General features: G+C 68.3%; 26 protein-coding genes and 1 pseudogene. 15 read left to right on the forward strand and 12 right to left on the reverse strand.

Going from position 1 to position 26,253, the window contains the following annotated elements; all coding sequences use genetic code 11:
* The first annotated feature begins 238 nt into the window (after positions 1-238).
* The 8 genes from ACZ3HV_RS40760 to ACZ3HV_RS40795 are packed head-to-tail and all read left to right on the forward strand — an operon-like array spanning position 239 to position 8,097.
* The gene (locus tag ACZ3HV_RS40760; protein ID WP_465692856.1) at positions 239-2,137 is read left to right on the forward strand and encodes an FAD/NAD(P)-binding protein; all 1,899 of its coding nucleotides are present in this window, start codon (positions 239-241) and stop codon (positions 2,135-2,137) included.
* Positions 2,134-3,699: an AMP-binding protein gene (locus ACZ3HV_RS40765; protein WP_465692858.1), complete on the forward strand. Its 1,566-nt coding sequence runs from the start codon at positions 2,134-2,136 to the stop codon at positions 3,697-3,699. Before ACZ3HV_RS40760 ends, ACZ3HV_RS40765 begins: the two co-directional genes overlap by 4 nt.
* Positions 3,696-4,424, forward strand: a complete 729-nt coding sequence (locus ACZ3HV_RS40770; protein ID WP_465692860.1) for a hypothetical protein — start codon at positions 3,696-3,698, stop codon at positions 4,422-4,424. Before ACZ3HV_RS40765 ends, ACZ3HV_RS40770 begins: the two co-directional genes overlap by 4 nt.
* Before the next feature lie 3 nt (positions 4,425-4,427).
* A complete protein-coding gene (locus ACZ3HV_RS40775; RefSeq protein WP_465692862.1) occupies positions 4,428-4,700 on the forward strand; it encodes a phosphopantetheine-binding protein in 273 nt (90 codons plus the stop codon).
* A gap of 55 nt (positions 4,701-4,755) precedes the next feature.
* On the forward strand, positions 4,756-4,962 hold the full coding sequence (locus ACZ3HV_RS40780; RefSeq protein ID WP_465692864.1) for an MbtH family protein: 207 nt from the start codon (positions 4,756-4,758) through the stop codon (positions 4,960-4,962).
* A 6-nt stretch (positions 4,963-4,968) separates the two neighbouring features.
* Positions 4,969-5,919: a 2,3-diaminopropionate biosynthesis protein SbnA gene (gene sbnA, locus ACZ3HV_RS40785; RefSeq protein WP_465692866.1), complete on the forward strand. Its 951-nt coding sequence runs from the start codon at positions 4,969-4,971 to the stop codon at positions 5,917-5,919.
* Between the two features lie 11 nt (positions 5,920-5,930).
* A complete protein-coding gene (sbnB, locus tag ACZ3HV_RS40790; RefSeq protein WP_465692868.1) occupies positions 5,931-6,929 on the forward strand; it encodes a 2,3-diaminopropionate biosynthesis protein SbnB in 999 nt (332 codons plus the stop codon).
* The gene (locus ACZ3HV_RS40795; protein WP_465692869.1) at positions 6,922-8,097 is read left to right on the forward strand and encodes a threonine synthase; all 1,176 of its coding nucleotides are present in this window, start codon (positions 6,922-6,924) and stop codon (positions 8,095-8,097) included. The genes sbnB and ACZ3HV_RS40795 overlap by 8 nt, the downstream gene beginning before the upstream one ends.
* Positions 8,098-8,137: 40 nt before the next feature.
* On the opposite strand, the gene ACZ3HV_RS40800 is transcribed toward ACZ3HV_RS40795, so the two are convergent.
* The 4 genes from ACZ3HV_RS40800 to ACZ3HV_RS40815 form a co-directional block, all read right to left on the reverse strand.
* Positions 8,138-8,992, reverse strand: a complete 855-nt coding sequence (locus ACZ3HV_RS40800) for an alpha/beta fold hydrolase (RefSeq protein WP_465692871.1) — start codon at positions 8,990-8,992, stop codon at positions 8,138-8,140.
* 79 nt (positions 8,993-9,071) lie between these two features.
* Entirely contained in the window at positions 9,072-10,448 is a 1,377-nt protein-coding gene (locus ACZ3HV_RS40805) for an aminotransferase family protein (protein ID WP_465692872.1), read from the reverse strand.
* 13 nt (positions 10,449-10,461) lie between these two features.
* Positions 10,462-12,048 carry a GMC family oxidoreductase gene (locus tag ACZ3HV_RS40810; protein ID WP_465692873.1) on the reverse strand — a complete coding sequence of 529 codons (1,587 nt, stop codon included), beginning with the start codon at positions 12,046-12,048 and terminating at the stop codon, positions 10,462-10,464.
* Between the two features lie 27 nt (positions 12,049-12,075).
* Positions 12,076-13,044 (reverse strand): DUF1702 family protein, encoded by a 969-nt coding sequence (locus ACZ3HV_RS40815; protein WP_465692875.1) that lies wholly within the window; start codon positions 13,042-13,044, stop codon positions 12,076-12,078.
* A 213-nt stretch (positions 13,045-13,257) separates the two neighbouring features.
* On the opposite strand from ACZ3HV_RS40815, the gene ACZ3HV_RS40820 reads away from it, so the two are divergent.
* A complete protein-coding gene (locus ACZ3HV_RS40820) occupies positions 13,258-14,085 on the forward strand; it encodes an AfsR/SARP family transcriptional regulator (RefSeq protein ID WP_465692877.1) in 828 nt (275 codons plus the stop codon).
* A 17-nt stretch (positions 14,086-14,102) separates the two neighbouring features.
* Here the strand turns inward: ACZ3HV_RS40820 and ACZ3HV_RS40825 are convergent, their stop codons facing one another.
* The 5 genes from ACZ3HV_RS40825 to ACZ3HV_RS40845 all read right to left on the reverse strand — a co-directional run bounded on the left by ACZ3HV_RS40825 (position 14,103) and on the right by ACZ3HV_RS40845 (position 18,526).
* The gene (locus tag ACZ3HV_RS40825) at positions 14,103-15,479 is read right to left on the reverse strand and encodes a cytochrome P450 (protein ID WP_465692879.1); all 1,377 of its coding nucleotides are present in this window, start codon (positions 15,477-15,479) and stop codon (positions 14,103-14,105) included.
* A 1-nt stretch (position 15,480) separates the two neighbouring features.
* Positions 15,481-16,023 carry a flavin reductase family protein gene (locus ACZ3HV_RS40830; protein ID WP_465692880.1) on the reverse strand — a complete coding sequence of 181 codons (543 nt, stop codon included), beginning with the start codon at positions 16,021-16,023 and terminating at the stop codon, positions 15,481-15,483.
* An 8-nt stretch (positions 16,024-16,031) separates the two neighbouring features.
* Complete coding sequence (locus ACZ3HV_RS40835) at positions 16,032-16,505, reverse strand: acyl-CoA thioesterase (RefSeq protein WP_465692882.1); 474 nt, start codon at positions 16,503-16,505, stop codon at positions 16,032-16,034.
* 162 nt (positions 16,506-16,667) lie between these two features.
* Positions 16,668-17,276 (reverse strand): response regulator transcription factor, encoded by a 609-nt coding sequence (locus ACZ3HV_RS40840; protein WP_465692883.1) that lies wholly within the window; start codon positions 17,274-17,276, stop codon positions 16,668-16,670.
* 146 nt (positions 17,277-17,422) lie between these two features.
* Positions 17,423-18,526: a sensor histidine kinase gene (locus ACZ3HV_RS40845; protein WP_465692885.1), complete on the reverse strand. Its 1,104-nt coding sequence runs from the start codon at positions 18,524-18,526 to the stop codon at positions 17,423-17,425.
* Between the two features lie 861 nt (positions 18,527-19,387).
* On the opposite strand from ACZ3HV_RS40845, the gene ACZ3HV_RS40850 reads away from it, so the two are divergent.
* Positions 19,388-19,747 carry a MerR family transcriptional regulator gene (locus ACZ3HV_RS40850; RefSeq protein WP_465692887.1) on the forward strand — a complete coding sequence of 120 codons (360 nt, stop codon included), beginning with the start codon at positions 19,388-19,390 and terminating at the stop codon, positions 19,745-19,747.
* A 400-nt stretch (positions 19,748-20,147) separates the two neighbouring features.
* Here the strand turns inward: ACZ3HV_RS40850 and ACZ3HV_RS40855 are convergent, their stop codons facing one another.
* A complete protein-coding gene (locus ACZ3HV_RS40855; RefSeq protein WP_465692889.1) occupies positions 20,148-20,357 on the reverse strand; it encodes a hypothetical protein in 210 nt (69 codons plus the stop codon).
* On the opposite strand from ACZ3HV_RS40855, the gene ACZ3HV_RS40860 reads away from it, so the two are divergent.
* The 4 genes from ACZ3HV_RS40860 (at position 20,350) to ACZ3HV_RS40875 (ending at position 22,671) form a co-directional block, all read left to right on the forward strand.
* Positions 20,350-21,132, forward strand: a complete 783-nt coding sequence (locus tag ACZ3HV_RS40860) for a hypothetical protein (RefSeq protein ID WP_465692891.1) — start codon at positions 20,350-20,352, stop codon at positions 21,130-21,132. The genes ACZ3HV_RS40855 and ACZ3HV_RS40860 overlap by 8 nt on opposite strands.
* Positions 21,133-21,198: 66 nt before the next feature.
* Positions 21,199-22,137, forward strand: coding sequence for a hypothetical protein (locus ACZ3HV_RS40865; RefSeq protein WP_465692893.1), 939 nt, complete (start codon positions 21,199-21,201; stop codon positions 22,135-22,137).
* A 31-nt stretch (positions 22,138-22,168) separates the two neighbouring features.
* The gene (locus ACZ3HV_RS40870) at positions 22,169-22,546 is read left to right on the forward strand and encodes a phosphotransferase family protein (RefSeq protein ID WP_465692904.1); all 378 of its coding nucleotides are present in this window, start codon (positions 22,169-22,171) and stop codon (positions 22,544-22,546) included.
* A complete protein-coding gene (locus ACZ3HV_RS40875) occupies positions 22,543-22,671 on the forward strand; it encodes a hypothetical protein (RefSeq protein WP_465692895.1) in 129 nt (42 codons plus the stop codon). The genes ACZ3HV_RS40870 and ACZ3HV_RS40875 overlap by 4 nt, the downstream gene beginning before the upstream one ends.
* A 73-nt stretch (positions 22,672-22,744) precedes the next feature.
* Here ACZ3HV_RS40875 and ACZ3HV_RS40880 read toward each other — a convergent pair whose 3' ends face one another.
* Positions 22,745-23,041, reverse strand: a complete 297-nt coding sequence (locus ACZ3HV_RS40880; RefSeq protein WP_465692897.1) for a hypothetical protein — start codon at positions 23,039-23,041, stop codon at positions 22,745-22,747.
* A gap of 299 nt (positions 23,042-23,340) precedes the next feature.
* Positions 23,341-24,084 (reverse strand): 8-oxoguanine DNA glycosylase OGG fold protein, encoded by a 744-nt coding sequence (locus tag ACZ3HV_RS40885; RefSeq protein WP_465692898.1) that lies wholly within the window; start codon positions 24,082-24,084, stop codon positions 23,341-23,343.
* Positions 24,085-25,057: 973 nt separating this feature from the next.
* Between ACZ3HV_RS40885 and ACZ3HV_RS40890 the strand changes: the two are divergent.
* Positions 25,058-26,158 (forward strand): annotated as a pseudogene (locus ACZ3HV_RS40890) (IS1380 family transposase); the annotation flags it as partial.
* Positions 26,159-26,253: the final 95 nt, after the last annotated feature.

Raw genomic sequence — 26,253 nt, forward strand, 5'->3', positions numbered from 1 at the left:
CCGTCTCGTCACCAGCGCGCACCGGTGGTGTCTCACCGGAGGCTAGGGCGGCCGGAAGCACGCCGACATCCTCCAGATTGCGCTGGCCACCCGCTCTGCGAGCTACCTGGTCGGCCGGGCCGCACGCGCGAAGATGCCGCCCCCTACCGCGGCTGGAATCGTCGGTGCGGGCCGCCGACGCCGCACCAGGCCCGTGGCCCCTGGCAACCAGCGGTCGACAACTACTGGGAGGACTGCGATGGGTGGGCACTACGCGCCGGAGGACATCGAAAAGGCGACCGATATCGCGATCATCGGTCTGGGAGTTCGTGGACTGGGTGTGCTCGAGCGCCTCGTCAGCCATGCCACCGCGACCGGGCCGGCAGTCCAGCTCCGGCTGCATCTCATCGACTCCAGCCCTGCCCAGCCACGGCAGTACGAGATCCACCAACCGGACTATCTACTGCTCAACCACGCGTGTGTCCAGGCGTCGATGTTCCCGGCGCCCGAGTCGGTGGCGCACGCGCCCGCGACCACTGGTCCGAGCCTGTTCGAGTGGGCGTTGGAGCGAGAGTTGCGGGTCGCCGGCGACGGGTTCACCGTCGGCGCCGAGGGGCGGCTGGTGGAGCCGACCGACAACCTGCCGCGGCGGATCTTCGGCGAATACCTGCTGTGGTTCCTGCAGCAGTTGCGGGACAACGCGCCGGACAACGTGCGGTGGGTCGACCACCTCTCCGACGCCGTGGACGTGCAGCAGCGAGGCGACGGCGCGATCCTGACGCTGGCCGACGGCGGCCGCGTGGAGGCGGACTTCGTGTTCGTGACGTTAGGCCAACGGCCACAACCGATCCCACCCAGCCCGGATGGGTCGTCCAGCCGGCTGATCGCCACGGCGTACCCGCTGCCGGGACAGCTCGTCCTGGTCGAGCCGACCGATACCGTCGCAATCGCGGGCCTGGGCCTGACGTCGGCCGACGCGATCTTCGCGCTGACGGTCGGCAGAGGTGGCCGGTTCGACCACACGGTATCGCCGCAGCGGTATGTGCCGAGCGGCCGCGAGCCGCGGATCGTGGTGTTCTCGCGATCCGGCCTGCCGTACCGCGCGCGGCCCACGCCCTCGCCGTACGTGACCTACGATCCGGTGGTCTTCACCCGGCCGGCGATCGACGAACTGCGGTCCCGGACGCCGCTATTGGACTTCGATCGGGACGTGCAGCCGTTGCTCCTGCTCGAACTGCGGGTGGCGTATCGCCGAGCGAAGCTGTTGCAGGAGTCGGGACGGGAGGACGCCGAGGCGTTCCTGCTCAGCGCCCGGGCGGCCGCGGCCGAGGGGCGGCTGGAGACCTTCGCCGAGCTGCCGCAGCCGGCCGAGTTCGACGCCGAGGCGGTGTACCGCGGAACCCTCGGCACGGCAGCAGGCGACGGAGCCGCCTACCAGCGATCGGTCGAGTCTTGGCTGGCCGCCGATCTGGCCCAGGCGATGCGTGGCTTCGAGGGCAGCCCGTACAAGGCGGCCACCGAGATCTGCCGCGAGTTCCGCGACACCATCCGGTACGCGATGGACTTCGGCGGTCTCACCGACGACTCGCTCGACCGGTTCTACGGCTACCACCTGGAGGCGATCAACCGCCTCGTCATCGGGCCCGAGAAGGACCGGGCCGCCAACCTCTTGGCCCTGCTTCGATCCGGAGTCGTGTCGATGTCCCTCGGACCGGATCCGTTGCTGAGCTGGGACGAGGACAGCCACAGCTGGATGCTGACCTCCACCGCCTTTCCCGTCCCCGAGACAGTTCGAGCGCAGTGGCTGTACCGGGGCTACACGGATCGCCTCAAGTCGCTGGAGAGCGACGAGACGATCATCGGCGCCATGGCCAGACGCGGTCTGGTCCGGCGGTTCAAACCGGACAGTGCGCTGGTGTCGGCCCTGGAGGTGGACAGCCATGGCCATCCGGTGGCGGCCGGCGGCGAGGTGGCCACCCGGATCTGGATCTCCGGGCTGCTCTGCGAAGGAGTCACCTTCTACAACGGCTATCTCACCTCACCCGGGCACTTCGAACGCTCGCAGTCCGACGCCGACCGTGCGGTGAACGAGCTGATCGGCACCGTCCGGAAGGACCGGCAGATTGTGACTACGGTCGACGGGGGTGCGCGGCGATGATCATCGAGACCGGACTGTGGGGAGGCGCGGCCGACCCACCCTGCCTGCTGGCGGCCTTCGAGCGCGCGGTCGACCGGTTTCCGGCCGAGTTCGCGATCGTCGACGCGGGCGAACGGCTGACCTATCGCGACCTGGCTGGTTGGATCGGCCAAGTCACCGAGCTGTTGCGGGACGCCGGCATCACGGCGGGCGACACGGTCGCCGTCACCGGGCCGCGGTCCGCCGCGATCGTGGCGGCGGCTTGGGCAGTGGTCGGCGCCGGCGCGACGTACCTGCCCGTCGACGGCAGCCTGCCGCGCAAACGCCTCGCCTACATGCTCGCGGAGAGCGGCGCCAAGCTCGTCCTGTACGCCGGCCCGGAGCCGGACCTGCCGGCCCGCCGCCTGGCCAGGATTTCCGACTGGACCGGCCGGGACCTGCTGGCCGGGACGGGCCTGAGCTTCGTCACCTGTGCGCCGGAAACCCCCGTCTACGTGATCTACACGTCGGGCTCGACCGGTAATCCCAAAGGGGTGGCCGTACCGCACACCTGCGTCGACAACATGGCGTACTGGCAACGGAACGTCTCACTGCGCGAGGATCTGCGGACCGCCCAGTTCGCGCCGCTGAACTTCGACATCTGGTTCCAGGAAGTCGTGAGCACGTTGTGCGGCGGCGGATCGTTGGTCATCATGCCCGAGGAGTTGCGGCAGGACCCGATCGAGTTGCTGGACTGGCTGGCTCGCGAACGGATCGAGCGGCTCTTCGTGCCCTGCGTCGCATTGCACATGTTGGCCACGGCCGCGACGGCGTTCGAGTCGCTGCCCGACCTCGCTCTGCGCGAGATCAACACCGCGGGCGAGCAACTCGTCTGTACGCCGGCGATCAAGGACCTGTTCGGCCGCCTGCCGCAGTGCAGCCTGAACAACCACTACGGGCAGAGCGAGTCGCACACGGTCTCGGTCCACACGTTGTCCGGGCCGAGCCGCACCTGGCCCGCCCTGTCACCGATCGGCGTACCGCTGCCGGGATGCGAGGTGCTCCTGGACGTCGCCGACCTCGGCGAACCGCTGATCGGTGAGTTGCTGGTGGCCGGACTGCCCTTGTCACTCGGCTACCTGAACCAGCCGCAGTTGACTGCCGAGCGTTACGTCGAGGTCGGCCCGACCGCCCACGGGCACACCCGGGCGTTCCGGACCGGTGATCTCGGCAAGGTCGAGAACGGGTTGCTGTACTTCCTCGGCCGGACCGACCACGAGGTGAAGATTCGCGGCTTCCGGGTGAATCCGCTCGAGGTCGAGGCGTGCCTGGGCAACCTGCCCGGGGTGGTGGAGGCCATCTGCGTTCCGGTGGATCTGGGCCCCGGCTCGCGGCAACTGCGCGCCGCCGTCACGATCCCGGCCGCGCTGGACTTCGATCCGGCCGCCGCGCTCGCCGCCCTGCGCGAGGAGCTTCCGTCGTACTCGGTCCCGCCGTCCATCGCAGTCCTGCCGGCCATGCCGCGCACACCCAGTGGCAAGGCCGACCGGGCCGCCGTCGCCGGTTTGCTTGCCCCAGGCAACCAAGAGGCAGGTGTGAGATGAGGTCGCTGCTCGTTCTCGACTACCCGGGACGCCGGCCCGAGGCGCACGTCAGCGAGATGGACCTCGAAGGCGCCGGCTTCGAGACGACCTACGCCCTGACCTCGCCGTTGCCCGACGCGCTGACCACACCGGCGTACGCCGACCAGCTCCACCAGCGCCTGCGCCGCGCGGACGCCGTGATCGCGTACTGCGCGGCCTCGCCGCTGGCCGTCGCGATGACCGCCCTGCAGGCCGATCCGGTGCCGATCGTGGTGCTCGACCCGCAGCGGACCCCGCCGTCCGAGATCGCCCTCGAGTACCACGAGGTCGTCCGTCAGGTCGAGGGCAAAGCGCCGCTGGCCGAACGTCCGGCCCTGCTCGACGTCGAGCACCTGCTCGCGACTTCCGATCTGCTGGTGAAGCGCGTCGACGGAGACCTGCGGCTGCGGGCGCGCCTGGCCTTGGAGACTTACGGCATCGCCGTACCGGAGGCCGGCGGCCCGGTGGAGGGAGTCGTCGGCGTCTACGTCGAATGGCTGACCTTCCTCATCGCCGCTTATCACGACGAGCAGCCGCCACCGCGTGGTCCGGTTCTTCAGGTGATCTCACGCGGGCATCCGGACGACGTTGGCTGGCTCGGTGCGACCGACCTGCAGACCGTACGGGTGGATTGCGAGCGCTCCCGGCTAGCCGCCGACCCGGCGGCGCGGGCCGCGGTTCTCGACTTCCTGCGACGAAGGGGATAGGCGATGCAGAACGGTTTCGCCAGCGACACCGAACTCACCCTGGCCGGGATCTGGACCGAGCTGCTCGGGGTCGGCGACGTCGGCCGCGGCGACGACTTCTTCGACCGCGGCGGCGACTCGATGCTCGCCGTCCGGCTGGTGCTGGCCGCCCGGTCCGCGTGGAAGGTTGACCTCGGCATCCGGGTGCTGCTCGAGTCCCCGGTGCTGAAGGACCTGGCCGGCCGGATCGACGCGCTCGTCGACCGCCCCGGCAACGAGCAAGATGCCCGCCGCTGAGCGGCCGCTGACGATGGATGTCAGCCCATGCTGCCACCGACGAAAGGGAGCGCTTGTGTCCAATCCGTTCGAAGACGCCGACGGTCACTACCGGGTCCTTTCCAACGACGAGGCCCAGTATTCGCTGTGGCCGGCCGCGCTCGCCGTCCCGGACGGCTGGACCGCCGTCCACGAGAACTCCAGGTCGGGCTGCCTCGAGTACATCGAGGAGCACTGGACCGACCTGCGGCCGGCCAGTCTGGTCCGCGCGGAACACGGTTGAGGGTCGATGATCTTCGCCGCCGCCGGTGACATCGTCACCGACGACATCTTTCTCGACCTGGCCAGGTTCGTCCCCGGCGTCGAGCTCAAACTGAAGCTGGAGGGCCTGAACCCGGCCGGGTCGATCAAGCTGAAGACCGCCGTCTCGCTGATCGACGACCTGATCCACCGGTGCGGTGTCGGCCCCGGCGACCGGCTGATCGAGTCCTCCTCGGGCAACCTCGGCATCGCGCTCGGCACGCTGTGCGCGGCCCGCGGCATCAGCCTCACGATCGTGGCCGACCCGAACACCAACACCGCTGCCCTGCGCACCATGAAGGCACAGGGCACCACGGTCGTGGTGGTCACCGAACGCGACGCCAACGGTGGATTCCTGCAGACCCGGCTCGACTACATCCGGTCCGAGCTGCGGCGCGACCGGAAACTGTTCTGGCCGAACCAGTACACGAACCCGGCCAACAGTTCGGCGCACTACCGGCACACCGCCCAGAGCATCCTCGAGGAGTTGCCCGATGTCGGGGCGGTGCTGATCGGGGTCAGTACGTCGGGAACGTTGATGGGCTGCCTGGAGTTCTTCCGCGAGCACCGCCCGGCCACCAGGGTCATCGCGGTCGACTCGGAGGGCTCGATCCTGTTCAGGGAGCAGGGCGCACCGCGGTTGATCCCGGGCCTCGGCGCGAGTCTGCGTCCCGGGCTGCTGGTCGACGAGGGTGACTACGAGCGGGTCGTCGTACCGGAGCTGGAGACGGTGTCGGCCTGTCATGCGGTGGCGCGACGGTACGGCCTGCTGGTCGGCGGTTCGACCGGCACGGTGCTGGCCGCGGTCCGCCGGCTGGCCGCCACGCTGCGGACCGGAGAGCCCGTGGTGGCCATCTCGCCGGACACCGGTGAGCGGTATCTCGACACCATCTACTCGGAGAAGTGGGTCGCCGAGAACTTTCCGGCGGCCCAGTGGTGAGGAGCGCGCGAATGTTCCAGGTGGTCCCAGAACCGGTCGTCGTCGATGTGCTCGACAGTTCTCGCGAGGCCGTGCTGGCCGCGGTCGAGGCGGCGTACCTGGCCCACGACGACGGCGATGCCGTCAACCCACCCAGCCACTTCCTGCGCTTTCCGGACCGCCCGGCCAGCCGGATCATCGCGCTGCCGGCCTACCTCGGCGGCGACGTCGGGCTGCCCGGGATCAAGTGGATCAGCAGCTTCCCGAGCAACCACGAACTCGGGCTGCCACGGGCGTCGGCAGTTCTGCTTCTGAACGACGACCGGACCGGCAGACCGATCGCCTGCCTCGAGGCGTCCCATATCAGCGCCGCGCGCACGGCGGCCTCGGCGGCTTTGGCGGTCCGTGCCCTGCGGTCCCAGAACGGACCGGTCACCGTCGGGTTCGTCGGCGCGGGCGTGATCGCGAGCACGATCGCTTCGTTCCTGCACCACACGGACCTGCGGGTCGCCCACTTCGTCTGTCACGACCTCCTCACCGACCAGGCCGAGCAGTTCGTCAACGGTGCCGGCAAGCACTGGCCCGGTCTCGGCGAGGTGGCCGGCCTGGAGACCGCGCTCGGCTGCGACGTGGTCGTCTTCGCCACCACCGCGGCCGAGCCCTACCTGCCGGCAACGCTGCGATTCGAACCGGGTCAGACCGTCCTCAACATCTCTCTGCGGGACATCCATCCGGGGACCCTGCTGGAGGCGCAGAACATCGTCGACGACGTGGACCACTGCCTGCGCGCGCTGACCTCGCCCCATCTGGCCGAGCAACTGTCCGGTCGTCGCGACTTCGTCACGGGCACCCTGGCCGACGTCCTGCGCGGCCGATGCGAACTGCGGCCCGAGCAGCCGATCGTCTTCTCGCCGTTCGGCCTCGGCGTGCTCGACCTCGCGGTCGGCGCCATCGTGCTCGACCGTGCCCGGCACGATCCGCGAACCGTTGCCGTCGACAACTTCCTCGGAGCCGGAGGCACTGATGGGTGAGGCGCGGCTGGTGTCGAACACCCACGGGCACGAGACCTATGTCTACGACTACGACCGGTCGCTCCTGCCGGGCCCGTCCTCGGGCACCGGCCTGTGGCGGTACCAAGGTTTGCTGCCGCGGCCCGACGAGCTCACGCGGTACCCCTTGGCTGTTGGCGATACGCCGTTGCGTTCACCGGCGGACCTGCGTCAGCGGCTCGGGTTGCCGGGGCTGTGGATCAAGGACGAGACGACGGGACCGAGTGCTTCCAACAAGGATCGCGCGACGGCGCTGGTCATCGACCAGGGACTGCGGCTCGGCGTCGGTGTGGTGTCGACCGCGTCGACCGGGAATGCGGCGCTCTCGACGGCCATCGGCGGCGCGGCCGCGGGGCTGGCGGTGGTGATCTTCGTCCCGGCCGACTGCGCACCTGCCAAGGTGGAGTTGATGACGGCGATGGGGGCGTACGTCTTCCGGGTCCGCGAGGGCTACCGCGCCGCGTTCGACCTGTCCCGGCGCGCGGCGGTCCAGTTCACCTGGCTCGACCGCTGTACGGGAGTGAACCCGTTGACCGTCGAGGCGAAGAAGACGGTGTCACTGGAGGTCTGGGAGCAACTCGGAGAACAGTCGCCGGACGTGGTCGTTTTGCCGGTCGGTGACGGGACGACGCTGATCGGCGCAGCCAAGGGTTTCCGGGAACTCGTCGCGTGCGGCGTACTGACGAAAGTCCCCAGGATCATTGCGGTGCAGGCAGAGGGGTGTGCGCCGCTGGCCGCGCAGTGGCGTGGGGAGACAGGCGCCACGCACTGGCCCGGAACAGTTGCCGATGGCATCGAAGTGGCGGAACCGGTGGTCGGCGACTGGACCCTCGAGGAGGTCCGCCACGCCGACGGCGAGTTCGTCACGGTCAGCGATGCCGAGATCCTGGCCGCGGTGGACCTGCTGGCGGAAACGGCGCAACTGGCCAGCGAGCCTGCCGGCGCCGCCGCCGTCGCCGGTCTCTGCCGGGCAACGACCTCCGGTCTGATCAGTCCGGAGGAGACCGTCGTCGCGTGGCTGACCGGCGCCGATCTGCCGGCGATCCTCGACACCGGGCAGCAGCGCGGCGCGGCGTACACGATCTCAGCCGACCTGGACGCGGTAGCCGCCGCCCTGGCCGGCACGTCCGTTCCCTTGTCCCGAACCTAGTGGCCGAGTCGGAGGTTCTTGCGCAGCTTCCGGCTCGGGCCTAGCGGCCCGTTCGCTCGGCCAGCCAGGCCTGTGCCTCGGGCACGCGGTACTGCGCCAACGTCGCGTGCCCGTCGGTTTCGAACCACCGCGTTTCCACGCCGGGGATGTGCTTGGCCAGCCACTCGCTGTGGCCCGCCGGCACCAGGATGTCCTGCCGGCCGTGCATCAGCAAGACCGGGACGGTGATGTCCGCGAGGTCGAACTGCCACGGCCTGAGTTGGTTGTTGTTGTCTTCCCACCAGCCCTGACCGCCGGCCGTCAGCCCTCCTTTCGCGCAGGAGAACATGAACTGGTGGTACCCGCCCTGCAGTGACTCGGCGTCTGTTAGCTGACCCGTCGACACGAGCAGAAACTCCCGGCGGTACTGATCCAGCCGCCGCCAGGCCGACACCTCATCGGTCAGATACAGCCGAGTGTCCTCGACGTCGTCCGGGTGCTTGCCAGCGAACCAGTCGAGCCCCTCTGCGTCGAACGGCGCCAGGCCGGCCAGCGAAACGGCCGCGGTTACCAGGTCCGGCAGCAGCGCGGCGCACGCCAACGCGTACGGGCCGCCGCCCGAGTACCCCCACGTCGCCAGGCGATCGATACCCAGTTCGGCGCAGATCGTCCGGACGTCGGCAACACTGCCGGCGACGGTGCGACCGGGGTGACCCGAGGACTCGCCGTACCCGGGCCGGTCGAAGCTGATCAGGCGCAGTCCGCGCTCGGCCGCATCCTGCACCCACGGCGGGTAGAAGGCGGCTCGCCTGCAACTGGGCGTGCCGTGATGCACCAGAACGGGCCGGCCGCTGGGATCACCACCGTCCTCGACCGCCAGATTCCGCCCGTCAGGGGTGCGCACGTTCCACTGCACTCTGCCTCCATTTGTACCGCGCTGAGGTGTACAGGCACCAGCGGCCGGACCCACACCGGTCCGGCCGCTCTCTTGCGGGTCAGGAGCTCAGCTGACCATCCGTCCCGAGTTGGGACAGGACCTTGAAAGTGGCCGCGGAGGCCTTCGCGGCTTCAGCTTCCGTCAGAACGAGCGGCGGTGCCATCACGATCACCGGGCCGTAGGGGCGGGCGATCACGCCGTGCGTCCGCTGCAGTTCCTTGACCACGGCGGTGGCGACCGGTGGCGGCATCGGCTGCCGGGTACCGCGGTCGGCTACCAGTTCGATGCCGACCGTCGCGCCCGTCACCCGCACCTCACCGACCGCCGGCAGGTCGGCCGCGGGCGCCAGGCCCCGGCGGAGCCACTCGCCGACGGTCGCCGACCGGGGGACCAGCTTCTCGGTCTCGATGATGTCCAGGTTGGCCAGCGCCACAGCGCAGCCGACCGGGTGACCGAAGTACGTGAAGCCGTGCAGGAAGCCGTCGCCTCCCGCGATGACGTCGGCGATCTCGTCCCGCATCAGAACAGCGCCGACCGCCGCGTACCCGCTGCTGATGCCCTTGGCGGTGACCATCACGTCCGGCGCCATCCCACGCTCGGGCGAGGCGAACCAACTGCCGGTCCGCCCGAAGCCCGTGACCACCTCGTCGGCGATCAGCAGGATGCCGTGCCGGCTCAGTACTTCGCGGACTCGCGGCCAGTAGTCCGCTGGCGGGTCGACGACGCCGGCGCCGCCCATCACCGGCTCGCCGATCATGGCGGCGATCCGGCCAGGGCCGATCTGCTCGATCGCCTGCTCGAGTTCGCGGACCAGGAAGTCGGTGATCGGCTCCCCGCCGTACATCTCGGGATGGAACGGGAACGGCGGCGACAACCGGTGGATGTGTGGCAGGGTCGGTCCGACGCCGTAGTGGACGAAGTCGAAACCGGTCGCGCTGCCACCGCCGTACGTCGAGCCGTGATATCCCATCTGGCGGGAGATCAACCACGTACGGTCGGGCTCGTCGCGGCGGGCGTGGTACAGCCGCGCAGCCTTAATCGCGATGTCCACGCCCTCCGAGCCGCCCGAGGTGAAGAACACCCGGTCGAGGCCGTCAGGCGCGAACCCGGCGACCCGCTGGGCGAGCTGGATCGACTGGTCGTTGGAGAACTCGTGGAAGCTGGAGAAGTACGACAGCCGGGCCGCTTGCTCCGCCATCACCTCGCCAAGTTCGGCGCGACCGTGGCCGACCTGCGCCAGCCAGTTGCCGCCGCCGGTCATGTCCAGCAGTTCGTTGCCGTGGGCATCCCACACGGTGGAGCCCTGGCCGCGCACGATGACGCAGCGGTCGGTGCGGTCACCCGGTAGCAGCGGATGGATGAGATGCCGCCGGTCCAGGTCCTCCAGCTCGGCAGCCGAGCGGGTTAGGTGCGGTGCGGCCTGAGAGATCGCCACGAAAGCCTCCCTTTCAGATGGTGGGTATCGATGTCGCGGCCACCCTCGGTGGCAGCGGTGCCAGGCCCCGGATCAGGTCGGCCGCCTTCTCGGCGATGGCGATGGTTGGTGCGTTCGTGTTGCCGCTGACCAGCCGCGGCATCACCGACGCGTCGGCTACCCTCAGCCCGTCGGTGCCGAGCACCCGCAGTTCATGGTCGGTGACGAGTCCCATCGCGCACGAGCCGGCGGCGTGGTACGAGGTCTGGGTGGTCCGCCGGAGGAAGTCGCGGATGTCGGCGTCGGAGTCGGAGGCCGGTACGGTCACCGGCTGCTCGGTGTACAGCGCGAGCGCGGGCTGCCGGGCGATGGCCAGCGCGGCCAGGACACCGTCGGTCGCGGTTTGCAGGTCGGCCGCGTCGGCGTAGTAGTTGTGGGTGATCCGCGGCTTGGCCGTCGGGTCGGCACTGGCCAGCGTCACGATGCCGCGGCTGCGTGGTTGCAGCACGTACGCCCCGAACGAGATCGCGTGCCCGGTCGGTACGCCGAGGCCGCCTTCGGCGAACATCACCGGCAGGGAGACGAACTGGAGATCGGGAACGGTCAGTTCGGGGCGCGACCGGACGAAGCCGCCGGCCTCCGGGCCGTTGGAGGTCAGCGGACCGGACCGATGCTCCTCGAACTGCCGCTGGTACCGCTCCTCTCCGGCGACGAGCAGACTGACCGGCTGGGAGTGCCCGTAGACCAGCCAGAACTGTGGATGGTCCTGCAGGTTCTGGCCGACCAGTGGCTGGTCGACGACCACCGGGATCCGCAGTGCGGTGAGCAGGTCGGCCGGGCCGATCCCGGAGAGCATCAGCAACTGCGGCGAGTTGTAGGCGCCGGAGGTGAGTACGACCTCGCGCTCGGCCCGGATCGTCACCTCGGCGCCGGCCCGCCAACCGGTCACGCCGGTCGCCCTGCCATCGGTCATCACGATCCGGTGGACCTGCACGCCGGTCTCGATCGTCAGATTCGGCCGTTCGGTTGCCGAGGGCAAGTAACCCGCCGCGCTGCTGCACCGCAACCCGTCGCGCTGCGTCACCTGGTAGTAGCCGAAGCCGTTCTGATCCGGGCCGTTGAAGTCGCCGCCGGCCACGTGCCCGGCCTCGATCGCGGCCGCGACGAACGCGTCCGACAGCGGATTTCTGGACCGGTTCTCACTGACCGCCAGCGGCCCGCCCACACCGTGGTATTCGGAGGCTCCGAGTTCGTTGTCCTCAGCCCGCAGAAAGTAGGGGAGGAGTTCGTCATAACTCCAGCCGGGTTGCTGCCAGGAGTCATAGTCGCGGCGATTCCCGCGGATATAGATCATGCCGTTGATCGAGCTCGTTCCGCCCAGCACCCGGCCGCGCGGAAGATAGATTCTGCGGTCGGCACAAAACGGTTCGAGATGGGTGTCGTAGTCCCAGTCGAGCTGGGTCCGGAACAGCCTGGCGGCGCCGGCCGGTACGTGGATGTCGGGCGAGGTGTCGGCCGGTCCGGCCTCGACCAGACAGACCTTGGTGCCCGGATCCTCACTGAGCCGCGCGGCCAGCACACAGCCGGCCGAACCTCCGCCGACGATGACGTAGTCGTACATCTGCGTCTGTCCTCTCTTCTTCGGGCGCTACGCGGGACCGGCGAAATGGGCCCGGATCCGTTGCCGCCACAGTTCGTAGGCAGGTTCGGCGGCCGCGGTGTGGACGGCCGTTCCGTCGGCGAGGGCGACCGCCTTGTCGATCGAGAGGCCGGCCAGCTCCAGGCAAGCAGTGGCGGTATAGTCCGGTACGAACCCGGCGTACGAGCGGGCCTTGACGGCGAAGGTCACGCCCAGCGCGAGCTGATCCCACTCGTCCCCGGCGGCTCGCCGCAGCGCGGCCAAGCCGTTCGCGTCGCTGCCGCCGGCGAAGGTCGCGGCCAGTCCCACGCCGCTCCACAGGTCGGCCTGGCGGTGCGCCGCGAACCGCCGAACGGCACCGGCGACATCGGGTGCGTGCCCGCCGCAGATGAACCACAGAGCCCGGCCGATGCCCTGGTCGACCGCACGGAGAAAGTAGTGCGGCGAGCCTTCCCAGTCGTACGGCGTGGGCACCTTCTGTGCATCCACCCAGCGCGCGGTGTCGAAGTACGCGCGGTCGAAGCCGTAGCCGTCCACCGCCAGCCAGCTCATCGTCGGGTGGTACGGCTGGCCGGCGAGATCGGGAACGACCTTCTTCCACAGCGGTCTCGGCAGCCGCGCCATCGCGAACCCCATCCCGATGTACGCCAGGAAGATGTGCGGACTGCCCGGTCCGAGCAACAACTCGCGGGTCCGGTACCCGCGGCCCATCGCGTCGAGCACGGTGAACGCCATCGTCGCGCCCTCGTACGCGAATCCGCGCAGTTCCTCGTCCACCAGCTCCAGCCGGCGCTCGACTTCCCACTGGTCCCGGGCGTCGATACCCCACTCGAACCCGCAGACCACCGCCTGCGGGACGGCCTCGAGGTGCCGTGTCCCGGCCGACGGCTCGGCCGGGAAACCCCGGCGGGCGAAGGTGACGTCGACGAGCTGAGGGGCGAGCGCTAGTCTGCGCAGCGATCCGAGGACAGTTGGCATGCCTCCGCCTTCCCGAGAGTGGTCATCTGCGATCATGGCGGGAGCAGGCCGTTGCCGCCTCCTCCCAGTTGCTGTCTGCCGGCCGTTCTGTTGCAGGTTCCGGCTGCCGGGGTGATTTCTTCACCCCCGGGTCATGACGAGGTCCCTGGCCTGTCGGGCCCCCCTCGACGCAAGCTCGAGTAAGGCATCATCCAACCGCCCCTTGGAGTTGCAATGGACGAGCACGGTCGAAAGGTCATCCTTCAACTACTGGGCCCACTGTCGGCCGGGCTGCAGCACCGGCCGTTGGTGCCGACCGCACCGAAACAGCGCCAGATCCTGGTACTGCTGACACTCAACGCCGGCCGGGTGGTCACGACGGAAACGCTGGTCCAGGAGCTGTGGGGAGATCGCCCGCCACGCAGCTTCGCCACGACCGTGCAGACCTACATCCTGCAGTTGAGGTCCAAGTTCGCGGCGGCCTCCTCCGATCCGCGGTGGGCCAGGCAACTACTCCGCACGAAGCACGCCGGGTACCAGCTCGACTCGTGCTGGTTCGGGACCGACGTCGCGGAGTTCGACCGTCTCGCCCGGGCGGGACGCCGGGCGGCCGAGGTGGGGGACATGACCGCCTGCTCCGACTTGCTGGGCGCCGCGCTGGCGTTGTGGCGTGGTCCGGTTCTGGTCGACGTACCGGCCGGACGGGTGCTCGGGGCGGAGGTGGCCTCGCTGGAGGAGACGCGACTCGGCGTACTGGAACGGCGGATCGAGGCGGACCTGATGCTCGGCCGGCATGCGGATCTGCTGGGGGAGTTGACGATGCTGGTGGTGAGGAACCCGATGAACGAGAACTTCTCCGCGCTGATGATGACCGCCTTCCACCGCTGCGGCCGGGCCGAGAGCGCGCTGAGGGAGTTCCGGCGGATCCGTACCGCCTTGCGCGACGAGTTGGGAGTGGAGCCCGGCCCACGGCTGCAGCGGCTCCAGCAGGCGGTCCTGAGCGGCGACCCGGACTACGAACCGCCCTGGCCCGTACCTCAGGGCGGCGCCGGCCGCCGCTGACACGGCCTGCGGGGAGCTCAGGCCCGCAGCACACGGACCGGCAGGCCGCCGCGGGGCCGGAGCGACAGCATGGCTTCGGGAAAGGGGTCGCCGGGACCTGCGTATTCGAACCGGTACCGGCGCGCGACCATCGCCGCGACCAGTGTCGCCTCCAGCATGCCGAGATGGCTCCCGACACAGACCCGTGGGCCGGCACCGAACGGGATGTAGGCGTACCGGTGCGGGACCGGCGGGGCATCAGCCGCGAACCGCTCCGGCCGGAACTGGTTCGGCTCGTCCCAGAACCCTGGATGCCGGTGCAAGGTGTACGGCGAGATCATCACCTCAGCCCCGGCCGGCACGGGGTACCCATCGATCTCGTCTGCCTCCACAGCCCGCCGCGGCAGCGCCCAGACCGCCGGGTAGAGCCGCATCGTTTCCTGGATGACCATCGTCGTGTACGGGAGGTCGACCAGGTCCTGATACCCGGGCATCCGGTCGCCAAGGACCGCGATCGCTTCGGCCCGGAGCCGCTCGGCCACCTCGGGATGGCGACTCACCAAGTACCAGGCCCAGCACAACGTACTGGCGGTCGTCTCGTGGCCGGCCAGCAGGATGGTAACGATCTGGTCGCGCATTCCGCGCCGGCGGACGTCGGCGTCCGGCTCATCGCGGTCCGCGGCCTCCAGCAGCGAGATCATGTCGGACGCGCCGGTACCGGCCTGAGGATCGCGCGTGCCGACCAAGGTCTGAACGGCGTCCTCGATCTGGCGTCGAGCGGTCCTGAACCGGCGATGACGCGGCAGCGGCAACCACAGCGGCAGCGCGCCCAGGGTGACCATCTCGAACATCGCCTGCGCCTGCGCGGTGTCGAAGGCGGGCCCCAGGAACTGCAACGGGCCCAGGTCGGCCTCGAGCAGCGTCTTGCCGAGCACGTCCATCGTCAGCGCCGTCATCTCCTCGGCCAGGTCGACGACGGTTCCGGTCCGCTCCTCCAGCCGTTGGCTCAGGTGGGCGCCGGCCTCGGCCACCACAGCGGCGAATCCCGCGATACGTTCCCGCCGGAAGGCCGGCGAGATGGCCCTGCGCTGGCGGCGCCAGTTCTCGCCCTCGCTGGTGAGCAGGCCGTCGCCGAGAGTCCGCCGGCGGGCTTCGGCCAGGCCCAGGCCCTTGTGGTAGTTGGCGGCGTTGTCGGTGAGTACGTGCCGGGCGTGGTCCGGGTGGTTGAAGAAGTAGATGGTCTTCGGGCCCATCGCGAAGCGGACCACGTCGCCGTACTGGCCGGCCGCGTCGGACAGCATGGCGATCCGGTTGCCCCACAGCTTGCGCAGGACACCGGGGACCGCCCACGGCGGGGGACCGGGGTAGCGGGACCGGCCAGTGCTGGCCCGCGGCGCGTGGTTCGCGGTCGTCATGTCATCCCCCGAGAGGTTGGATCGAAGACTGCCGTGCGGGGAACCGGGGCCGGTGGAACTCGCCGCCGAAGAAGACCAGGGCGTCCTCGACCGAGTTGGCGCCACTGGCCAGGACCGAGCCGAGGAAAATGACATGGTCGCCGCCGTCGTGCGACGCGGCGACGGAGCAGTCGAGCCAGGCGAGTGCCCCGGCCAGTACCGGCGCGCCGGTCGCCGGCCCGGGAGACCAGCGGATCGCGCCGAACTCGTCACGACCGCGCGGTCGCGAGTGGTCGGCGAAGTACCGGGCGATGTCCTCCTGCCCGGCGGACAGCATCGAGACGGCGAACTCGCCGGACTCCAGCAGGGCAGGGCAGAGCGAGCCCTTGCGATTGACGCAGACCAGGATCATCGGCGGATCCAGGGACACCGACGTGAACGCGTTCGCGGTCATCCCGGAAGGAGCGTCGCCGCCGACGGACACCACCGTGACGCCGGTGGCGAACCGGCCGAGAACCGACCGCAGTTGCAAGGTGTCGCCGACTGGCGCGGGATCGAGTCGCAAGGGCCGGTTCACCCCCTGCCTCCGGTCCCGGCGACACTGGGGTAAGTGGTGGGGATGATCGCGTAATCCTCGAGCGCGGTCCCGAGCTGGGCCGGGACCCGCGCCGCGGTGGCGTCTCCCATGCCGCCCCGCAGGCACGCCACCCGTTGCCGGCCGCGAGCAGACAGTTCCTCCACACCGTCACGCACCCGGACGTAGTCGAAGGCGAAGCCGATCTGCGTCTGGGTCAGCTCCTCCAGCCGCATCCTGACCGATACCTCGTCGAAGGCGGAGATCTCGGCCAGGCACTCGCACTCGGACCTGATCGTGGAGAACTGCAGGTCGCCCTGGAGCTCGTCGAGAACACCGGGCGCATGCTCGAGCAGGAACAACTCCCCGCAACGTCCCAGCCAGCGCGCGTAGTTCACCGCGTAGACGGTGCCGACCAGATCGGTCTCCTCGAGGCCGACGACGTGCCGGTATTCGTAATACTGCTTCCTCACTGGCCGCCTCCGTCAGAGTCGCTTCCGCAGCACGAGGTCGGGAAACACCACTAGGTCGCGCTCGCCGGCGCGCCGACCTGTCACCAAAGCGTGTGACAGGTCGCGCCGCGCGCCATCTCGGACCTTGCTCACCGCCCGTGCCGTAGCGTCTGGAGGCAGGTCCTAGGGCAACCATCCCGAGTCGTAGGCGACCTTGACCGCCTCGACCCGGTTCCGGGCGTGCAGTTTGGTCACGATGGTCGTGAGGTAGTTGCGAACGGTGCCGACCGACAGATGCAGCGCCGAGGCGATGTCGCGCGGATCGGCGCCGTCCGCCGTCAGTTGCAGTACCTCGTGCTCCCGCATCGACAACGGGCTCGCGCCGCAATCCCAAGCGGACAGGGCGAGTTGCACGTCGATCACCCGGCGTCCCACCGCCACGTCGCGGATAGCGGCGGCCAGACACTCCGGCGCGGCATCCTTGAGGATGAAACCGGTGACCCGGGCGGCGAGCGCCCGGCTGACCGTGCCGGACCGGCCCATGTTGGTCAGGATGAGGGTCCGGCAGGCGGGCAGCTCGGTCATCAGCTGGTCCGCCGCCGACAGTCCGTCCAGATCCGGCAGGTGCACGTCGATGACCGCGACGTCGGGCCGGCAGGCTTGCGCGGTGGGCACGATGTCCGCGCCGCTCTCGACCGCCGCCACCACCTTCAGATCTGGTTCCAGCTCGATGAGGGCGACCAGCGCCCCGCGGATCATGGCGACATCCTCGGCAAGCAGAATTCGCAGCATGCGCAAACCTCCTCTGTGGGCTCGTCCGGACAGGACAATGCCGCTCGGCGCCGGACTGGTCGGCCGGTCGAGTCGCACCGTCCCGGGAAACACTCGTGAAGCCGCGCCCCGGACCGGCGACCGTCGGTGCGGGCGGGCGCCGCGCCCTAGGAGGCGATGCGTCCGATCCGGTCGTGCCGGGCTTGCGTGGCCGCATCGGCCCTGACGGCGATCTCCGCGCGCACGCAGAACCGTCCGGCCCTGCGGACCCTCGCCCTCAGGGTGCCGCCGACGGTGTCCAGCCGCGCGGCGAGGTTCTCCAGCCCGCCGCGCTCGCGATGGGTGACCGCGCTCCGTGCTACGCCGTCGTTAACCACCGAGAGCGTGACGTACCCGTCGTCTTGGCCCAGAGCGATCCAGCAGTTTCGGGCATTGCTGTGCCGCAGGACGTTGGTTATCAGCTCGCGAAGTGTCATGGCCAGTACGCGATCGATCTTATCCGGGAGAATGCCGCAGTTCATCTCGACCTGCGCGGCGACGCCGGCGCTGGCCAGTAGCGAGGCGGCGGCCGCCACTTCGCGCGCCAGGGAGATGTTGCGATACCCGTCGGCCATCTGGCGTACCTCGGCCGCGGCCTGCCGGGCGATGTCGACCACGTTGCCCAGTTCGGTGCTCGCGGTCGCGGGATCGCTGCGCATCAGTCGTTTGGTCAGCTCGGCGCGCAGGATTATCGCGGAGAGACTGGCGCCGAGCAGGTCGTGCAGGTCCCGGGCGAACCGCATCCGCTCCCGGACCACAGCGAGCTGTGCCACCTCGGTTTGCCGGCTGTCCGCGTGCCGGACCATGGAATCGAGACGGGAGACGCCGAGCAGCGTCAGGCCGACGGCCAGGCTGGCTATCGTGAGGTAGTCCGCGGTACCAACGCCGAGTCCGAGTGTCAGTGCGGCCGCGAAGAGACCCGCCATGATTGCGCCGACCAGCGACCAGGCGGCCCGGCCGGGCAACACCTGCAGGACCGAGGCCGCAAGAAATCCCGCCATACCGGGCCAGGTGGCAACCACGGCGAGCAGCGGGAGGAACGTGGCGAGCACTTCGGTGGCGAGAATGCCGAACTTGAGCCAGCCGGGAGACCTGGCCGGCCTTCGGAGGTGGCGGTGCTGCAGTCCCGCCAGGACGATCACCGCGGCCACGCTGACGATCAGCTGCCGCGCGGGCATCGGCGCGGCCAGGATCGCGCTGAGCTGAACAGCCACGAGCGCGAGCAGGATCATCGACCGCAGTCCGACGACACCCGCCAAGCCGTCGCGGCGCTGGACTCCCCCCGAGGACGGCATGGTCAAGCGTCGCTAGGTGTGGCAGTGGTCAGTAACTGAGGAGCCACGGCGTCGGACGGTACTCGGCTTCCGGGCATGACCCCTCCAGGTTCCCCGCGATTCAGGCACTGAGGACGGTAGGTCGCCTCGATCCCACAAATCAAGAGGACGCTCTCGATTGCCGCTTCCTGCAACATCGGCGCTGAGGGCATCGATCCCATACCTGGACGCCCCCTTCTGCGAGCCCTGCCGGACACATCCGGATCGTGGTCCGCGTCGAGAGAAGAGGTCGGTGTCCTTTCTCCGAGTTCAGCGCCAGGAGGCCTTGTTCGGGCTCCAGCTGAATAGCCCGGGCACCAGGCCGGCGCGATTCTTCCAGCCATCGCGCGGATCCATTCCTGACAGCTCCCGCGGACCACCAGCAGGCAGCCGCTGACAATGCACCAGCACTTTCAGAGCACCCATTGCGGCCCGGAGAACGCCCGCTGTAGACGGCGCCGGTCACCCGCCCACATCGGGTGCCAAGGCCAACAACAGGCCGTCCGTCAAGCGCCCGTCGCCCTTGTCGCGGCAACTACAGCGAGTGGGCAAAGGGGTAACACTCAGAGTCACCTCGCGGGCGGCCCATGTGGGTCAGGCGGCGAAAAAGTTGCTGTTGGCAACGATCTGTACGGCCTCAGGGGGTCCGACCAGAGGTAGGCGCGCCTCGCCCGGGTCGCCGGATCGCGAGATACAGCAATTTGGCGGATGCGAGCCATCAAGTGGTTGGCGACAGTTGGTATCCAGCCAACTCGTCCAGGAGAGAACGAGGGATCGGGGATGTGGATCGCTGAACTGGCCCACCGAACGAGCACATCCGTGGCGACGATCAAGTACTACATCCGCGAGGGCCTTCTACCGCCCGGGCAACTGCTGGGTGCGACCCGCAGCCGGTACGACGAGTCGCGTGCCCATCGACTCTCTCGTTCGCGCCCTGGCCGAACTCGGGGGCCTGCCGTTGGCACGTGTTGGCGCGTTGATCTCGCAACTGTGCCGGCAACCTCGCCCCCTCCGCGACGTGCTCGGAGGCGTCCACCACGTGCTGGCATCGAGCGATCTCGTCGCCACTCCAGCCTCGAGAAACCGAATCGACGCACTCATTGCCGAACAGCGATGGCGGGTAGAAGCAGATGCGGCTGATCGACTGGTCCTGGCACGTGTCCTCGACGCACTGGACCAGCTCGGCTACCTGCTCGACGACCGCGTCCTGAGACGGTACGCCGAACTGGCATCTGAGCTCGCTGAACTCGACGTCGAGTGGTTGAAAGCCCATTCCCACGACCCGCCAGAGGCAGCAGTCATGCTGAACGCCCCTGGGAGGCCCTCTCGTCCTGTCTCTTCGCCACCTCGCCCAGCAAAGCGCTGCGGCCGAGATCAGCGGGTAGCTGATCCGCGTCTCCAGCTGTGTTGCCAGGCGCTTGCCTAGGGCAACACTATGGTGTGTGGGCAACCTGGCGCCGAGCCGAGCCAAGGCGTTCAGCTCGCTCTCGGTCCAGGTGCTCTTGAGTTCCAGCTCCTCCGACGGTCTGTCTGTGAGCGGTCAGCGGCAGCGGTGTTCGGTTCGGAGTTCGTGGTCGCCGTAGCTGTTGTCGGCGGGGTTGACGGTGACGCCGGGGGCGACGATCCGGTCGAGCACGTCGGGGGCCGGTACGACGTCGGCGGCGGGAAGGAAGGCTTCGAGATGGTCCGGGGGCCGATGATGGCCGACGTCACGCCGGGGCCGGTTGCCGTAGTTTCTGGTTATGAACAACCGGGAGCGCGCCGCGATCCGGTTCGTCCTCAACGGGCGACGCTACGAGCTGTCCCGGGCCGTCGTCGAGGCTCGGTTGGCCGACATCACGCCCGACCCGATCCGCAAGCACGCGGTGCGGGTCAACGGCAACTGGTTCCCAGCGATCCAGGCGTTCGAGGTCGCTGTGGGAGTCCCACGGTCTGAGTTCATCTCGCACACCGCTCGCCGCCACCTCGCTGCGCTCGGGTTTGAGGTTCGCGGAGTGATCGACTCACGCAGCGCGGCCGGGGATGCGCTGCCCGCTCGCCTGGGCGAGGGGCCGCCCGCACCGGAAGGCGCGGTCGGCGCCAAGGATCTGGGGGAGGAGTGGCACACGGAGGCCAACGTCCAAGCGTGCGTCGTGACCGCGTTGGCCGGCGCCGGCTGGCGCATTCTGAGCGTTGCGAACACGGCGACCAAGGAGCGCGGCGTCGACATCATCGCCGAGCTTGAGGGACGGGTCGTCGGTGTGGAGGTGAAGGGCTTCCCAAGCCGCAACTATGCCGATCCCGCACGCGCAGGTGAGACGAAACGAACGAGCCCGAGTACGCAGGCCGGTCACTGGTTCGCCCAAGCCGTCCTGGCGGCCATGCGGCTGCGCGGGAAGGAGCCTGCGTGGCGTAGCGTCATCGCGCTGCCGGACTTCGCGCGCTACTGCGACCTGTACGCCGAGACGGTCGGGTCGCTCACCGCGGCGCGGATTGAGGTGTGGTGGGTGCACCCCAACGGCACGGTGGGTGGCTTGGAGCCTTGAACCAGCACCTCGACGAGTTTTCGCGCCATCTCGGCGAATGTTGGACGGTCCTGATAGACACATCTCATGAGCATGGCGAAGTTGACGTTCGGCAGGTTGACCGAAGCGTGGAAGGGCGAGGCTGCTGACTTCACGCCGCTGCTCGCCGCTCAACTGGACTCAGTCGGCAATGCGATCGGAGTCGATCTCACCACACTGGGGGAGTCGGAAGTAGCCACGACCGGAGGCCGCCGCATCGACATCGTCGCCCAGGTCGAGGACGGGTCGGAGTTCGTCATCGAGAACCAATACGGCCGGGCAGACCATGATCATCTGACCCGCGGGCTGGCCTACGCCGTGGCACGCCGGGCGCGGGGGCTGGTTGTGGTGGCGGAGGAGCATCGCGATGAGTTCCGCGCGGTCGCCCAGTATCTGAACGAGCTTGCCGAGCTCGACAGCGCACGGGGCATCGCAGTATGGCTGGTGGAGGCCAAGGCAGTACGCATCGAGAACAGCGCCTGGGCACCACTCTTCACCGCGGTGGTCGAGCCGAACCAATTCACGGCGACAGTCGAGAAGGCGAAGCAGTCGGAGACTGTCGGCACGCTAGAGGAGTTCTTCGACCAGTTCGGAGTCGCGGAGTTGCGACAGGCAGCGGAGGCCTTGGTCGGGAAGTGGCTGGCTGCGGGGTACCGGCGAAGGCTCGGCCCGAAGCATGTCGTCCTCGAGGCGAGCGGTCCGTCAGTTGGAGGTGTTCGGACCGTCGTCGCCGTCTTCAACGACGGCCATGTCCTCGTCCCCTTCAGCGCCTACGCCGGTACGAACAGCGGAATCCCCATCGAGTCGCTCACCACGCCGGAGTTCCGTGCCGCAGCCGACCAACTCTTCGGGTTCACCGGCTCCGAGAAGCAGGCCCGCACCGTCCCGGGCTGGCTGACACCCGAACGCGTGGACCTGCTCCTGACCTTCTGCATCCAGGTCGCGGACGCCTACAAGGCCGCCCTGATCCAAGGCGCCTCCACATGACCCGCCGCTCGGGCGATCGACGACCGCGGCGCTGCATCCAGGCAACGTGCTCAGCACGAAGAACGGCCCGTTGTTCATCGACTTCGAGACATGCTGCCGCGGACCCATCGAGTTCGATCTCGCCCACGTTCCCGAGGCGGTCTGCGAGCACTACCCGGGCGTTGACCAAGGACTACTGGACGAGTGCCGGCAGCTCGTCCTCGCGATGGTCGCAGCGTGGCGCTGGGACCGCGGCGACCAGTTCCCGAACGGGAGGCAATTCAGAGAGGAATTCCTGCGCTCACTACGCAAGGGCCCTCCTTGGCCAACACTCGACACCCATGGCAAGTCGACTGGATGTTCACTAGGGTCACTTGAAAGCCAGCAAGAACAAGCGCCGAGGCTGTCTCCGATGCAACCCACGTCATGATCACACCTTGGCTGTTCGCCGAGCGGTCACGCGAGGAGTTCGGGCCGGAGCTGCTCGCCGAGCTGGGCGCTTACGTGGGCGTGCAGTTCGTGGGTCCACCGCTGGCCGACTCGTACCCACCCTGAATGCCGTGCCGCTCAAAGTCACTATGCGGCGGGATCTACCAGGGAACAGCGGATATGGACTCTTGCGCTGGAGTCACAGTCCGTTCTCGGCCGACGGCTCCTCGACGCCGTCCTCCTCATACTCCCACTCGCTATCCCACAGTCTCGAAGAGTATGAGGCTTGTGCCTCAACCTCAGCGACGCTGTAGGGGACCGGAGTCACGCTTTGAAGGTGAGCACGGATCGCGGCCTCGCCCGCGGCCACAGCAGCCGCGAGGTGGGGCGGGTGGACCTTGCGCCACGCCTTGTCGTTGAAAGCGATGCTGTAGTGGATCTCGAACGGTTTGTACCAGTTCGGCTCGGGGGCATCCGAGGGTGTGTTCTCGGGCATGGCTACAACCTCCTGTGTTATTTGTTATCCAACAGGTTATCACTAACTCGGTTAGTTATGAATATCTCTGCGAGATGTCGCCTAGCCAGGTGCATAGCAGTCGCTCGTCGAGGCAGGCCTGTCTCACAACCGATCGTTCACGAGACACTCTGAGAGGCCCGGCAGATGTACGAAGAGACCGCAGACGATGGGCAGCGGCGCTGCACCGTTGCCCAGATCCGCGGCAGAGTTCGGGGCACTCGCCCCACCATCTACCGCCATCTGTCGAAGCCTGGCTAGCCGCTAGTTCCGTGCCTTGCCTACTGGCCCAACGGGCCGGTGTCGAACAGCCACCGCTCGAGCAGATCGAGGCGCGGGGAACCGTCCTGTCGACCATTACCGAGCTCGCTGCTCCACCGGCCAAGCAAGTCGAGGTATCGGGAATAGGTGATCGCGGGCCACCCGCCCTTGGTGTGCAGGCTCGTCCAGCCGATGCGCACTAGCGCGGCGGCCACCCGGCTGTCGAGGATGACACACGGGTGGCGCGGGTCGCCTGCGCCCGCAAAGTACAGATACTTGGTGAAGAACGCCGGACCCAGATATGCGATGAGGCTGCGGTCGTTGGGATAAAGGCAACGGTAAGCCTCGACCGGCTCGGTAAGAGACAGTCGTGCGGCTGCGGTGAGCGCCTCGCCCAAGGCATCGACGTCGGCAGCGATGGAGTCCATGCGCTTGTGGCTCTGTCGGTACTTCGTGCCTGAGCCCCAGGCCAGGGCATGCCAGAGGAGCCGAAGGGCTGCATCGGGGTCGTGGGCGGCGTTGGCGGCTTGCGAGAAAACGTGCCCTCGGGTGATGCCACATCGACCGCTCGCCGCGGTTTCGCCAGCCTCATTGAGGCCTGTGACAGGACCGCCGGGGAGGCCACGTTGCCGCAGGGCTTCGTTCCACCAGTCAAGATCGACCTTGATCGAATGGCCGACGATGGCCATGGCCGGGTCTGCGGCAAGAACCCAGCGGGTGGCGGCATCGCTCAAGGTGAGACGAGAGATATCAGTGGCGGACATGCCCCATGTTCTCAGGGTGGCCGGTTTTGACGCGATGGTAAGTGATTGCGCTGACATTGGTGTCGAGAAAACAATCGATTCTCAACACCCCGCTCAAGGGTCAGTGCCGGGCACCGGCACTTTCCACGGCCGAGAGGATGGAGCGCGATCACGGTCCTAGCTACGTCCCGCCTGCGCTGCCTCCAGCCAGCTCGCCAGCTCCGTGCTCGACAACATCGCCATGATGCCGCGGCCACCGGGCGCTGTTCGGCTGTGGCCGTAGTTGCCAAAGGGCGTCAGCGAGCACGCTCCACAAGGGCCTAATACCCGACATCGATCGCCCGAAGAGCATCCATGACCTGTCGACGCCGCAGCCGTAGCGGTGCGAACGAAACACGGAAATGTGCGCCGTCGGCCTGCCACCGTGCAACGGCCGGGCTGTGCTCTAGCCGATGCGACCTCTTCCGCCGTGTATTTCGCCACGTCGGCCTGCGCGTGGATGGTCTCTTGCTCTGACTCGATCGTCGGCAACAGACCGCTTGCCGCTGTGCCGACCCCAGCCATCGCGCCCATCGCCCACATGGCGGTTTCCTTTGTGTCTGGCCGCAGCACCTCGCCGTTGCCGAGCGCCAAGATCCACATACCGAGTGGGCGACGCTCGTAGCCACGCAAGACACCGAACTGCTGAAGGTCATCTAGCGTGCGCTGTAGGCCCTCGATGTTGACTCGCCCCATCCTTGTCCCCTCTCTAGCGGCATTAAACAGCGTCGTCGAGTTGCCTGCCCGCAGGAAACACCCCCATTCCCGAAGACGACACGATCGCCGTGCCGCTGCGGGCTTCTGGTCGACGCACGCGTGCCGAGGGACGGTCTAAGCCTGAATCCGTGGACGGGTGGCTGAGCTGTCGGCGGGTCAGACAGGGAGAGTGCCTTCTGTGCAAGGAGAATCGGGAGTGCTGACGTCCTGATCCTGCCGAACACAGAAGGCACTGAGAGTGAAACTACCTGATGCGTGGTCGCATGCCACGCCGTTGTTCGATGATGAGCACCTCGTGTCGTGTGTGGGGCTCGTGCCGGTGATGGCTTTGGCCGAGCAGGCCGGGCTGTCGGGCCTGGTCGCCGAGCGGGTCGGGCTTGGTGAGACCGGTGTCGCCTCGGCGGGGGTGAACCCGGCCGGAAAGGTCACTTCGGTCGTGGCGGGGATGGCCGCGGACGCGGACTGTATCGATGACTTGCAGGTGATTCGTTCCGGTGGGATGAACCGCCTCTTCAAGCAGGTCTATGCGCCGGCCACGCTGGGGCAGTTCCTGCGCGAGTTCACTCATGGGCATTGTTTGCAGCTGGCGTCGGTGGCGCGGGCACATCTGGTGAACCTGGTCGAGCGGACCGGGTTGTTGCCCGGTATCGAGTCATGGGCCTATGTGGACATCGATTCGTTGCTGCGCCCGGTGTATGGGCGGGCCAAGCAGGGCGCTGGGTTCGGGCATACCAAGATCTCCGGCAAGCAGGTGCTCCGCAAGGGCCTGTCGCCGCTGGCCGCCACGGTCTCCACCAAACAGGGTGCGCCGGTGATCGCGGGGATCCGGCTGCGCGGCGGCAAGACCGGCTCCGGCAAGGGTGCGGCCTCGATGGTCCGCGAAGCGATCAAGACCGCCCGGGCCTGCGGCGCGACCGGCGAGATCCTGGTGCGCGGCGATTCGGCGTACGGTAACAGCGCGGTCGTCGCCGCGTGCGTGAAGGCCGGGGTCCGGTTCTCGGTGGTGCTGACCAAGAACCCGGCCGTGCGGCGGACCATCGACACCATCGCCGACGATGCCTGGAGGCCGGTGCGCTATCCCGGCGCGGTCATCGATCCGGACACCGGCGAACTGATCTCCGACGCCGAGGTCGCCGAGGTCGTGTTCACCGCGTTCGCCTCCACCAAGCACCCGGTCACCGCCCGGCTGATCGTGCGCCGAGTTCGCGACCAAACCAAGCTCGACGAACTGTTCCCGGTCTGGCGCCATCACCCGTTCTTCACCAACAACGACGAGCCAACCGTCGACGCCGACCTCACCCACCGCCGCCACGCAATCATCGAAACCGTGTTCGCCGACTGAGGTGCCCCGAAGGTCCCGGACAGCGGTCCAACTAAGATTGGGTCGTCTGGAAAGGAAAGTCTTTGCCGCGTCCGAAGAGAAACTTCTCTCCT

The sequence above is a fragment of the Kribbella sp. NPDC020701 genome (genome assembly GCF_055562215.1).